This is a genomic window from Pseudonocardia sp. EC080619-01 (genome assembly GCF_001420995.1).
GTDB lineage: Bacteria > Actinomycetota > Actinomycetes > Mycobacteriales > Pseudonocardiaceae > Pseudonocardia.
This window is the reverse complement of record NZ_CP012184.1, coordinates 5673865-5685334: the sequence shown is the minus strand read 5'-3', so window position 1 is coordinate 5685334 and position 11470 is coordinate 5673865. Positions and strand designations below refer to the sequence as shown.

9 protein-coding genes are annotated in these 11470 nt (G+C 75.5%); 6 read left to right on the top strand and 3 right to left on the bottom strand.

Annotated features, from left to right (window positions below; genetic code table 11):
- The first annotated feature begins 104 nt into the window (after positions 1–104).
- Positions 105–2609, top strand: coding sequence for an HAD-IC family P-type ATPase (locus AD017_RS26110; RefSeq protein ID WP_060575878.1), 2505 nt, complete (start codon positions 105–107; stop codon positions 2607–2609).
- Between the two features lie 31 nt (positions 2610–2640).
- On the opposite strand, the gene AD017_RS26105 is transcribed toward AD017_RS26110, so the two are convergent.
- Positions 2641–4026 (bottom strand): AI-2E family transporter, encoded by a 1386-nt coding sequence (locus AD017_RS26105; RefSeq protein WP_075314273.1) that lies wholly within the window; start codon positions 4024–4026, stop codon positions 2641–2643.
- A 246-nt stretch (positions 4027–4272) separates the two neighbouring features.
- On the opposite strand from AD017_RS26105, the gene AD017_RS37095 reads away from it, so the two are divergent.
- Positions 4273–4407 carry a hypothetical protein gene (locus AD017_RS37095; protein ID WP_010240261.1) on the top strand — a complete coding sequence of 45 codons (135 nt, stop codon included), beginning with the start codon at positions 4273–4275 and terminating at the stop codon, positions 4405–4407.
- 7 nt (positions 4408–4414) lie between these two features.
- Here AD017_RS37095 and AD017_RS26100 read toward each other — a convergent pair whose 3' ends face one another.
- Both AD017_RS26100 and AD017_RS26095 read right to left on the bottom strand, forming a co-directional pair.
- On the bottom strand, positions 4415–5113 hold the full coding sequence (locus tag AD017_RS26100; protein ID WP_060575877.1) for a hypothetical protein: 699 nt from the start codon (positions 5111–5113) through the stop codon (positions 4415–4417).
- A 235-nt stretch (positions 5114–5348) separates the two neighbouring features.
- Positions 5349–6059, bottom strand: a complete 711-nt coding sequence (locus tag AD017_RS26095; RefSeq protein WP_060575876.1) for a GntR family transcriptional regulator — start codon at positions 6057–6059, stop codon at positions 5349–5351.
- A gap of 28 nt (positions 6060–6087) precedes the next feature.
- Here AD017_RS26095 and AD017_RS26090 point away from each other — a divergent pair, with 28 nt between their 5' ends.
- Genes AD017_RS26090 through AD017_RS26075 form a run of 4 tightly spaced genes read left to right on the top strand, consistent with a single transcriptional unit; the run spans position 6088 to position 11411 of the window.
- Positions 6088–8898, top strand: coding sequence for an FAD-binding and (Fe-S)-binding domain-containing protein (locus AD017_RS26090; RefSeq protein WP_060575875.1), 2811 nt, complete (start codon positions 6088–6090; stop codon positions 8896–8898).
- Positions 8899–8944: 46 nt separating this feature from the next.
- Positions 8945–9511, top strand: a complete 567-nt coding sequence (locus tag AD017_RS26085; RefSeq protein WP_010240265.1) for a dimethylamine monooxygenase subunit DmmA family protein — start codon at positions 8945–8947, stop codon at positions 9509–9511.
- A complete protein-coding gene (locus tag AD017_RS26080; protein ID WP_060575874.1) occupies positions 9508–10434 on the top strand; it encodes a PDR/VanB family oxidoreductase in 927 nt (308 codons plus the stop codon). The genes AD017_RS26085 and AD017_RS26080 overlap by 4 nt, the downstream gene beginning before the upstream one ends.
- Positions 10431–11411 (top strand): heme-dependent oxidative N-demethylase subunit alpha family protein, encoded by a 981-nt coding sequence (locus AD017_RS26075; RefSeq protein ID WP_060575873.1) that lies wholly within the window; start codon positions 10431–10433, stop codon positions 11409–11411. Before AD017_RS26080 ends, AD017_RS26075 begins: the two co-directional genes overlap by 4 nt.
- The last annotated feature ends 59 nt before the right edge of the window (positions 11412–11470 follow it).

Below are 11470 nucleotides of genomic sequence, written 5' to 3'. Positions count from 1 at the left end.
GCGGTTCATCCGGTTTCCGCCGGGGTCCGTGTGCGCGCACAGGTGGGCCACAGCCTCACCTGCCATGATCGGCCCCCGGCACGGCACATCGGCTGGGGAGGACCATGACCGCCGGCATCCTCGAGGCACCGCCCGAGCACGGCCTGACCGCCGGCCAGGTGGCGGCACAGCGCCGGGCCGGACTGGTGAACGCGCCGGTCTCGGGCGGTTCGCGCACCTACGCGACGATCCTGCGCACCAACGTCTTCTCGTTCTACAACTCGATCCTGTTCGCGATCGGCGCCATCCTGCTGGTGCTCGGCCGCTACAACGACGCCCTGGTCAGCGTCGGGCTCGGCCTGATCAAAGCCGTGATCGGCGCCGTCCAGGAGATCCGGGCGAAGCGCAAGCTCGACAACCTCCAGCTGCTCGACGAGGCCGGTGTCACCGTCGTCCGGGACGGGCCCGAGCAGCGGGTCGCGGGCACCGACGTCGTCGCGGGGGACGTGCTCCTCGTGCGGGCCGGTGACCAGATCGTCGTCGACGGGCCGGTGCTCACCGGCCGGGCCGAGGCCGACGAGTCGCTGCTGACCGGCGAGTCCGACCCGGTCGTCAAGGAGACCGGCGACGTCCTCCGGTCGGGCAGCCACTGCGTGGCCGGGGAGGCCCGGCAGCGCGCCGAGGCCGTCGGCGCCGGCAGCTACGCGGGCCGGCTGACCCTCGACGCCCGCCGGGCGACGACGGACGCGACGCCGCTGCAGCGCCGCATCGACTTCGTCGTGCGCCTGACGATGGCGCTGGTCGTGCTGATGAGCGGTGCGATCCTGGCGCAGGCGTTCCTGGAGGGCTTCTCCCTGCTGCGCGTCGTCCAGATCACCGCGGTGCTGTCCGGGCTGGTGCCCTACGGGCTGTTCTTCCTCATCGCCGTCGCCTACACCCGCGGGGCCGCCCGCATCGCGCGGAAGGGCGCGCTGGTCCAGCAGGTCAACGCGGTCGAGTCGGTCACCCACGTCGACGTCGTGTGCACCGACAAGACCGGCACCCTCACCACCGGCAGGCTGCGGCTGAAGGAGACCGAGCCCCTGGCGGGGACCGACCCCGATCCGGTGCTCGCCCGCTACGCCGCCGCCGTGTCCGACCCGAACCTCACCTCGGCCGCGCTGGCCGCGGCGCTGCCCGGCGAGCCGTGGGAGCTGCGCGACGAGGTCCCCTTCACCTCCGCGCAGCGGTGGTCCGGCCAGGTCACCGACGACGGCGCCTGGGTGCTCGGCGCCCCCGACGCACTCGCCCCGCACCTCACCACCGCGCTGCCCGACGGTGCCGTCGACGGGCGCACGGCGCTCGGGCTGCGGGTGCTGCTCCTGGCCCGGGCCGCGGACCCGGCGGCCGGGCTGCGCCGCGACGGGCGCCCCGCGCTGCCCCGGCTGGAGCCGGTGGCGCTGGTCGCGCTGGCCGACGAGCTGCGGCCCGAGGTGGTCGAGAGCATCGCCCGGTTCGCCGGGAGCGGCGTCGCGATCAAGGTGCTGTCCGGGGACGACCCGCGGACCGTCGCCGCGCTCGCCGTCCAGGCGGGGCTCGACGCCGGGGACCCGGTCGCCGGGCCCTCGCTCGACGCGCTCGACGACGCCGGGCTCGACCGGCTCGTCGCCCGCACGACCGTGTTCGGCCGGGTCGCGCCCGAGCAGAAGGAGCGCATCGTCGCCGCCCTGCGCCGCGGCGGCGGGTACGTGGCGATGCTGGGCGACGGGGTCAACGACGCCCGCGCGCTCAAGGGCGCCCACGTCGGCGTCGCGATGCGCAGCGGGTCGCCCGTCACCCGCGACGTCGCCGACATCGTGCTGGTGGACGACTCGTTCTCGGCGCTGCTCCCGGCGCGGGCCGAGGGCCGCCGGATCATCGACGGCATCGCCGTCTCGATGTACGTGTTCCTCGCCCGGGTCGCGACCCAGGGCCTGGTCATCGCGATCGTGGCGATGCTCGGGCTGGGCTTCCCGTACTCCCCCACCCAGGTCGGGCTCACCCTGCTGACGGTGGGTGTGCCGACGTTCTTCCTGACGATGTGGGCCCGCGAGGACGAGCCCGACCCGGACCTGCTCGGGAACCTGGCCCGGTTCGTCGTCCCGGCGTCGGTGGTGACGGCGAGCATCGGCGCGATCGTCTACACCACACTCCACCAGGCGATCCTGCAGGGCCTCACCAGTGGCCGGACCCCGGACCAGGTCGTGCAGGCGTTCCAGTCCTACACCGGTCTGACCTACGGGCGGGACGCCGACTTCGCCGAGGCCGCCGCGACGATCGGCGCCCAGACCGGGCTGTCCACGTTCGTCAGCCTGGCCTCGTTCGTGCTGATCCTGTTCCTGCGCCCGCCGCACCGGATCTTCGCCGCGTGGACGGCGCCGGTGGCCGACCGGCGCCCCGCCTGGCTGGTCCTCGCGCTCACGGCCGCGTTCGCCGGGGTCGTGTTCACCCCGGTGCTGTCGACGTACTTCGGCCTGACCGGCGCGGCACGGCCGGTGTTCAGCGTGGTCGTCCCGTCGCTGCTGACCTGGTTCGTGCTGCTGTGGCTCGCGTTCCGGTACCGGGCGCTGGACCGGATCCTCGGGATCGACCGGTTGCCCGGGCGCCGCTGAACCCGGTGCCGCCGCGTCCGCCGACGGGCGCTCAGCGGCCGTCCTGCCGGGCGGAGTCGGGCGGGGCCGGCGCCGTCCCGCCGGTCCCGGCGGCGTCGCCGGGGTCGGCGGTCCCGGCCGTGGTGGCCGCCACGGTGGTCGCGCCGTTCCGTCCGGTGGTGTCGTCCGCCCCGGACTCCGCCGGTGCCGGCACCTCGGCGGTCGTGTCCCCGGCGCCGTCCTCGATCTCGTCCGGGTGCTCCTCCGAGAACCGCTGGTCCCGGATGTCGATCTGCTCGCCCAGGTAGCGCAGCAGCACCGCGACGACGGCCGCGACCGGGACCGCGAGGAACGCACCGGCGATCCCCGCGAGCGAACTGCCCGCGGTGACGGCGAGCAGCACGACGGCACCGTGCAGCTTCAGGCTCTGCCCCTGCAGGAACGGCTGCAGGACGTTCCCCTCCACCTGCTGGACCACCAGGATCAGGACGAGCACCAGCACCGCGGTCGTGAAGCCCTGGGTGACCAGCGCGATGAGCACGGCGAGCGCCCCTGCGACGAACGCACCGACGATCGGGATGAAGCCGCCGAGGAAGGTCAGGATCGCCAGCGGCAGCGCCAGCGGCACGCTGAGCAGGACCAGGCCGATGCCGATGAACACGGCGTCGATCAGGCTCACCAGGGCCTGCACCCGGATGAAGCCGCCGAGCACCGACCACATCCGGGACAGCACCTCGGTGAGGTGCCGGCCCGCGGTGCGCCCGCTGATGGCGCTGATCCACGGCAGGAACCGCGGCCCGTCCTTCACGAAGAAGAACGTCAGCACCAGCGCGAGCACGAGTGCGAGCAGGCCGGACGCGACGGTCGAGACGCCGGTCAGCACGCCACCCGCGATCGCGGTGATGCTCTGCTGCAGCTGCGCGGTGACCTGGTTGATGATGTCACCGATCTGGCCGTCGCCCAGGTTCAGCGGCGGGCCGCTGACCCACTGCTGGATCTGCCCGACGGCCTGGATCACCCCGGTGGTGATCTGCTGGGTCTGCCCCGCCACCGACGGGGCGATGGCGACGAACAGCCCGCTGACCGCGCCGATCCCGACGAGCAGCACCACGATCGACGCGAGCGCCGGTGGCACGCGGTGCCGGATGAGCCAGCCGGCCGGTGGGCGCAGCACCGTCGTGAGCAGGATCGCCAGCACGACCGGCCAGACGACCACCCAGAACGTGCCGATCACCCAGCCGGCGATCACGAGCCCGACGGCGATGAGCGCGACCCGCAGGCTCCAGGCGGCGAGCCAGGTGAGCCCGTTGCCGATCACCGTGCCACGGCTCGCGACCGTCGCGACGGGAACGGGGCTCAGCACCGACCCGCCCGCCGGATCCCGCTGTGGGGCGGCCCGGCCGTCCTCCTGGACCGCCGGCTGCGACCGCGACTTCATGATCCTCCCCGTTCGTCCGGACCCGACAGCCGCGCACACTAGCCCCGCCGGGACCTCCGCGCCCGCAGGCGCCGGGGTCGGGTCGCCCACGCGTGCCGTGGACGGGATTGGCAGGAAGTTGCCGGGCGCTGTCCTTCCTGCCCCTGTCCGGGTCACCGGGACCGGCGGATCCTCGGTCGTGGCTCCTTTCCGGGCGCAACGCCCGGGCACCGCCGGAGCCACCCGTCACCGACCGGAGGAAGAACGATGCTGACCCAGATCCTGCTCGCCGCACTCGTCGTCACCGGTTCGGCCGCGACCTTCCGCGAGGTGCTGCGCGGCCGTCCGCGCCGGATCGGCACGAGGCGTGGCTACGACACGAGGACTCCGTCACTGCGGTGACCCCCGCTCACCCCCCGGTGGGCTCGGCGATCCGGGCCGCCACCGCGTCGACGTGGGCACTCATCGCGTCGAGATCGTCGGCGGCCTGCCGGAGCAGGCCGGGATCGGCGAGCGCGGTCCCGGCGACGCAGTGCCGCGCACCGTCGGCGCCGGCGTCGAGACCGGCCGTCCAGGACGCCTGGGCCCGCTCGTCCGGGATGGGCCGGTAGGCCCGCGCGGCCGCGACGTCGTCACGCAGGTCCCGGCAGGCGTCGCCCATCGCGGCCACGTCACGGCGCTCACCGGCGCGGACGACGGCCGCGAGGTCGCGGGTGATCGCGTCCACCCGGGTCCGGCCGCCGCCGTCGCGCCACTCGGAGATCTCGGCGGCCGCCACCGCGGTGCCGGGGACCGGCCCCGCGGCGGTGGCCGCGCCGACGACCAGCGTGAACACCCCGATCAGCGTCGCGATGCCGACGAGCAGGCCGCCGCCGACCACGCGGGGCGGCCGCGGCGGGCGGGGCAGCAGCGCGGCGGGGAAGCCGGGAAGACGGCCGTCGGCGTCCGGCGGGCCGGCCGGTTCCACCGGCGGGCCGGGCGGGACGTCCCACCACGGCCGCGCGGTCGTCCGCGGCGGTCCGCCGGACGGACGGCGGGGTGCCGGGACCACCGGCGCGGGCGGTGCGGCGGGTGCGTCCCGCGCGACGTACGGAGGAACCCGGTCCACGGCGGCGCCCCTCCCCACGACTCCCACGACGGCGGTGATGTCACGACATCGCGGTACGGACGGAGCCGTTAGCCGGAGACGGCGGACGTCATCAGATGTGTCGACGGTCACCACCCGCCCGGGTGATGCCCGCGACCCACCCGGGATCCGCACGCCCGCGGCCTGCCGCGACGGCGAGGCCACGTCGGGCGCGGGTGCACGACCGCCCGGCCGTGATCGGCCAGGACGGGTCCGGTCAGCCCGACCGCTCGACGTGCCCGCCGGCGGCGACGTCGCGGACGGAGTGCGCACCGAGGCGCTCGACCAGGAGACGACCGGTCCGTTCCAGGTGGTCCCGCATGGCCACCTCGGCCGACGTGTCGTCGCGGAGCACCACCGCGGCGACGACCGGCTCGTGTTCGGCGACGATCTCGGCCAGGGTGCGCCCACCGGCGGTCGTCGGCGGACCGAGCAGGGCGGTGGTGGCCCGCAGCCGCTCGACGATCGCGGCCGCACGCGCGTTGCCCGCAGCGCGCAGCAGGCGGTCGTGCAGGGTCCGGTCGGCCGCCCAGAACGCCTGTTCGTCGTCCCGGGCCGCGGCATCCGTCATGTCCGCCAGCGCCGCGCGCACGGTGTCGTGGTCGGCGTCCGAGCCCTCCCGCGCGGCGCGCCCGGCCGCCGCGGGCTCGAGGGCGAGCCGGATCTCGATGATCTCCTCGATGTCGTGCGCGGTCGGCACGACGATCTGGAAACCCCGGTTGCGCGCGATCCGCACCAGCCCGGCCTCGGCGAGCTGCAGCAACGCCTCCCGAACCGGGCTGCGGGAGACACCGAGCTCGTCGGCGAGCTGGTAGACCGAGTACGTCTCGCCGGCGACGAGCTCGCCCGCGGCCACCGCGTCCCGGACGGCCTGAGCCACCCCGGCGGCCAGCGAGGGCGCATCGGTGGACAGCACGAGCCTCGGCATGAGTAACATGTTAGCCGTGGGAAGTAACATGTTACTCGCGGGCGCAGGGACGGACGGGGTCGAGGCGGCGCTGCGGGGTGCCGGCCTGGAGGTGCGGGCCGACGCAGCCACCCGGGGGATGTACGCCTCCGACGCCTCGCTGTACCGGATCCCGCCGCTGGCGGTCGTGCGCCCCCGCGACGTCGACGAGGTCGCCGCGGTCCTCGCCGTGGCGCGCGAGACCGGGGTGCCCGTCACCTCCCGCGGAGCGGGGACCTCGGTGGCGGGCAACGCCGTGGGCCGCGGGATCGTCATCGACTTCTCCCGCCACCTCGGGCGGGTGCTCTCGGTCGATCCCGACTCGCGCACCGCCGTGGTCGAGCCCGGCACGGTGCACGCGGTCCTGCAGCGTGCCGCCGCCCCGTCCGGTGTCCGGTTCGGGCCGGACCCCTCCACCCACCCCCGGTGCACGATCGGCGGAATGATCGGCAACAACGCGTGCGGGTCGCGTTCGCTGGCCTACGGGCGCACCTCGGACAACGTCGCCGGCCTGGAACTGCTCACCGCCGCCGGTGACCGTCTGGTCACCGGCTACGAGGACGGCGTCCCGTACGCCCGCGGCTCGGAGACCGTCGTCTCCGGCGTCCGGGCCGCGGTCTCGCGGCACCTGCAGACCGCCCGCCTGGAGTTCGACCGGTTCGGCAGGCAGGTCTCCGGCTACGCCGCCCAGCACCTGCTGCCCGAACGCTTCGACCTCACCCGTGCTCTCGTCGGGTCCGAGGGCACCCTCGGGGTGATCACCCGGGCGACGGTGAATCTGGTGGAGGACGCACCGGTGCGGGTCGTGGTGGTGCTCGGCTTCTCCGACATCGTCGCCGCCGGTCACGCCGCACCGTCGGTCGTGGCCCACGGCCCCACCTCGTGCGAGGGGCTCGACTCACGGCTGCTCGACGTCCTGCGCGCCCGCCGCGGCCCCGACGCCGTCCCGCCCCTGCCGCGGGGCAAGGCGTGGCTGTTCGTCGAGCTCGCCGGCCACGAGCCCGGCGAGGTCCTCGACCGGGCCCGCCGCCTCGCCGCCGACGGGATCGGCGACGACTCCACCGTCGTCGAGGACCCCGCGGTCCAGGCCCGGCTGTGGCGCATCCGCGAGGACGGCGCCGGCCTCGCCGGGCGCGCCCCGTCCGACCGGCCCGCCTGGCCCGGGTGGGAGGACGCCGCCGTGCCGCCCGAGCAGCTCGGCCGCTACCTGGCCCGCTTCGACGAGCTGGTCGACTCCTACGGCATGACCTCGGCCCCGTTCGGGCACTTCGGGGACGGCTGCATGCACGTCCGGCTCGACGTGCCCCTCGACCGGCCCGACGGCAGCACCGTGCTGCGCCACTTCCTCACCGACGCCGCGCAGCTGGTCGGCGAGTTCGGTGGCTCGCTGTCCGGGGAGCACGGCGACGGCCGCGCCCGGTCCGAGCTGCTGCCCCACATGTACTCCGCCGACGCGATCGCCCTGTTCGGCGCCGTCAAGCACGCCTTCGACCCCGGCAACCTGCTCAACCCCGGCGTCCTGGTCGACCCCGACCCGGTCGACGCCGACGTCCGCGTCGCCGGAACCTTCCCGCTGGGCCGACGACACCTGGCGATGGCCTACCCCCACGACGACGGCGACCTCGCCCAGGCCGTCCACCGCTGCACCGGGGTCGGCAAGTGCCGGGCCGACAACTCCGCCTCGGGCGGGGTCATGTGCCCCTCCTACCTCGCCACCCGCGAGGAGAAGGACTCCACCCGCGGACGCGCACGCGTCCTGCAGGAGGTCGTGCGCGGAGAGCTCGTGTGGTCCGACCCGGCCGTGCACGACTCCCTGGATCTGTGCCTGTCCTGCAAGGGATGCGCCTCGGACTGCCCGACCGGCATCGACATGGCCACCTACAAGTCCGAGGCGCTCCACCAGACCTACCGCCGGCGGCTGCGCCCACGCTCGCACTACACCCTCGGCAAGCTGCCGTTCTGGGCCCGCATCGCCGGACGGACCCCGCGCCTGGCCAACGCCGCGGTACGCCTGCCCGGCCTCGGCCCGGTTCTGCTGTGGCTCGCCGGTGTCGACGGCCGCCGCTCGGTCCCGGCCTTCGCCCGCCGCCCCTTCCGCAGGCTCTTCCGCCCCACGGCATCCGACCGGACCCCGGTGGTGCTGTTCGCCGACTCGTTCTCCGACGCCTTCTCCCCCGAGGTCGCCGAGGCCACCGTCCGCGTCCTGCGATCGGCGGGCTACGAGCCGCGGCTGCCGTCCTCCACCGTGTGCTGCGGCCTGACCTGGATCACCACCGGGCAGCTCGACCCGGCCAAGAAGATCCTGCGCCGGACCGTGGCCACGCTCGCCGACGACGCCCGCGCCGGCATCCCCATCGTGGGCATCGAGCCCTCGTGCACCGCGGTGCTGCGCTCCGACGTCCGCGAGCTGCTGCCCGACGACCCGGACGCCGCACCCGTCGCCTCGGCGGTGCGGACCCTGTCCGAGCTGCTCGCCGAGACCCCCGGCTGGACCCCGCCGGACCTGTCGGACCTCGAACTCGTCGTCCAGCCCCACTGCCACCACCACGCCGTGCTGGGCTGGAAACCCGACGCCGACCTGCTGGCCTCGACGGGTGCCCGGGTCCGGAACCTGGCCGGATGCTGCGGGCTCGCCGGCAACTTCGGCGTCGAACGCGGCCACTACGAGGTGTCGGTCGCCGTCGCCGGACAGAACCTGCTCCCCGCACTCGACGCCGCCCCCGGCGCCGTCGCACTCGCCGACGGCTTCTCCTGCCGCACGCAGATCGCCGATCTGCGCGACCGGCCGGCGCTGCACCTGGCCCAGCTGCTCGACCGGTGATCCGCGCCTAGGATCGGTCCCGCCGCCACCTCGACCGAGGACCGTCATGCCCGCTCCCGTCCCGCCGTCGCGCACCGGTGCCGCCCCGCGCTCACCGCACGTCCCGTCGGAGCAGACGTCCCAGCCCCGCTACGCCGCCCGGGCCCGCGGCCCGGCGCCGCACCTGGTGGTCACCGTGGGCGGTGCCGCCGCGCCGGAGGTCCGGCCGCAGGACCGGCTCGTGGAGATCGCGCCCGGGGCCGCCACCGGGGACCGGCTCGGCATCGAGCTGGCCGGCGTGACGACCGGCTGGCGGATCCTCGTCACCGGCCCCGAGCTGGAGGTGCAGGAGGTCCGGTCCGCCGCCCTGGCCCGGGGCGCACTGGACGAGGAGCTGCTGCTCGTGCCGACCGACGTCACCGGTACCGGGGACGCCGCCGTCGAGGGCGTCCGGCGCCGGGCCGTCCACTGCGGTCACTGCCACGTCCGGTTCGTCTCGGAGACCGCACCCGGCGACGCCCTCGGCTGCCCCGGCTGCCGCTCGGAGCTCGTCGTCGCCCACCACCACTCCCGCACGCACGCCGCGTTCCTCGGCGTCCCCACCGGTACCCGGGTCGGGGGGCCCGGCGCGTGACGCTCGATCTCGTCGTCGCCGCGCTCGGGACGCCGTGCCCGGGAGTGCGCAGCCTGGAGCTGGCGCCGGCCGGCGGCGGGCCGCTGCCGTCGTACCCGCCGGGCAGCCACGTCGCGGTGCGGTGGGCGCCGGACCGGTGGAACCCGTACTCGCTCACCGGCCCGTCGGTCGCGCCCGAGCGGCTGCATCTCGCGGTGGCGCTGCGCCCGGACGGACACGGCGGGTCCCGGTGGATGCACGCACTCGCCGTCGGGGACCGGGTCCGGGCGAGCCGGCCGCGCGCGACGTTCCGGCCGGTCGAGACCGCGACGCACCACCTGCTCGTCGCCGGCGGCATCGGGGTGACGCCGGTGCTCTCGCACGCCCGCTGGCACGCGTTCTGGGGGCACCGGTTCACCGTGCTGTTCGTGCACCGGCCGGGCGTCGCCCCGCACCTCGAGGAGCTGCGCGCCGTCTGCGGCGACCGGCTGGAGGCGGTGACCGGTCGCGCCGCGGCGCTCGTCGCGCTCCGCAGGCTCCTCGGGTCGGCACCGTTCGGCAGCCACCTCCACGTCTGCGGGCCGCCCGGGCTGATCGCCGCCGCCGCGGACGCCGCCCGGGCCGCGCACTGGCCGGACGCGCGGATCCATGCCGAGGCGTTCGTCCACGCCCCGGAGCCGGGCCGCCCGTTCCGGGCGGTGCTACGGCGCAGCGGCCGCACCGTCGACGTCGGTGCCCGGGAGTCGCTGCTCGACGCGCTCGACCGCGCCGGGATCCCGGTACCGCGGATGTGCCGGCAGGGGGTGTGCGGCGAGTGCGCCACCACGGTGCACGCCGGCGCGGTGGACCACCGCGACTCCGTCCTCGATCCGGCGGACCGCGACCACCGGATGACACCGTGCGTGTCCCGCGCCGGCGGCGACTCCCTGGAGCTGGACCTGTGAGCAGCTACCCGGCCGACGTCGCGTCCTACCCGTTCCCGCTGCCGCACCCCACGTACCGGATCAGCGCCAACGTCGAACCGGCCGGTGTGGAGCGCCGCACCGAGGCCGGGTCCTGGGGCGCGACGGTGCTGCACCCCGGTGACGACCGGGCGGCGGTCGCGGCCGGGCGCACCGCGGTCCTCGACCGCGAACCGGCCCGGTTCGTCGCCGCCCCGCACGCCCGCGCCGCCTCCTGGGACGCGCTGCTCCACCTCACCGGGCTGCTCGCCGCGGAACGGCCGGACGACTGCTCCCTCACCCGCGACGGCGACCGGTACCGCTTCCGCGACGACGGGACCGGCGTCGACCAGGAGTTCGTGTTCGGCGACGAATCGACGCTGCCGGAGCACCCGCTGCGGTTCGCCTCCCGCCTGCTCGCCGAGGACGTCGTCGTCCTCGGGGCCCGCGACGACCGGCTCTGGCTCGACGCCGGCGCCGTCGCGGCCGCGTCGGTCTGGTCGATCGGGTTCGACGCCGGCATGAGCTTCCGCGAGCTGCACGGCCCGGTCCCCGGCAACGGCCCCGGCGGGGTGTTCGAGCGCGCCGAGCGGTTCCTGCTGCGGCTGGCCCCCGGCGAGGCGTACCGGCGGCTGAACTGGGGCCTGCAGCCCGGCGACCGGCTCGACCTCTCCCTCGACGCCTCCCCGGAGTGGCTGCCCGCGCGCGACGCGCTCGACGGTCTCGACCCCGGCCGGGACCTGCACCTGCGGACCGAGGTGCAGCACCTCGTCCGGCTGCCCCTCACCGGGTCGCTGCTGTTCCTCATCGGGATCCGGCTGCTCCCGCTGGAACGGGTCGCGCTCGTCCCGGCGTGGCGGGACCGGCTGGCGTCGGTGCTGGAGACGCTGCCGCCCGAGGTGGCCGGGTACAAGGAGCTCGACCGGCTCGCCGCGCTCGCGGCGCCCTGGCTGCGCGGCCGCAGCGTGCCCGACCAGTAACGGAGCGCGACGATCACACGATCACCTCCGATGAGGAACCGGGCGAAGGGGGAACCACG

Coding starts and splice junctions, on each gene's coding strand:
- AD017_RS26110 (WP_060575878.1), top strand. CDS start 105: ATGACCGCCGGCATCCTCGAGGCACCGCCCGAGCACGGCCTGACCGCC.
- AD017_RS26105 (WP_075314273.1), bottom strand. CDS start 4,026: ATGAAGTCGCGGTCGCAGCCGGCGGTCCAGGAGGACGGCCGGGCCGCC.
- AD017_RS37095 (WP_010240261.1), top strand. CDS start 4,273: ATGCTGACCCAGATCCTGCTCGCCGCACTCGTCGTCACCGGTTCGGCC.
- AD017_RS26095 (WP_060575876.1), bottom strand. CDS start 6,059: ATGCCGAGGCTCGTGCTGTCCACCGATGCGCCCTCGCTGGCCGCCGGG.
- AD017_RS26090 (WP_060575875.1), top strand. CDS start 6,088: ATGTTACTCGCGGGCGCAGGGACGGACGGGGTCGAGGCGGCGCTGCGG.
- AD017_RS26085 (WP_010240265.1), top strand. CDS start 8,945: ATGCCCGCTCCCGTCCCGCCGTCGCGCACCGGTGCCGCCCCGCGCTCA.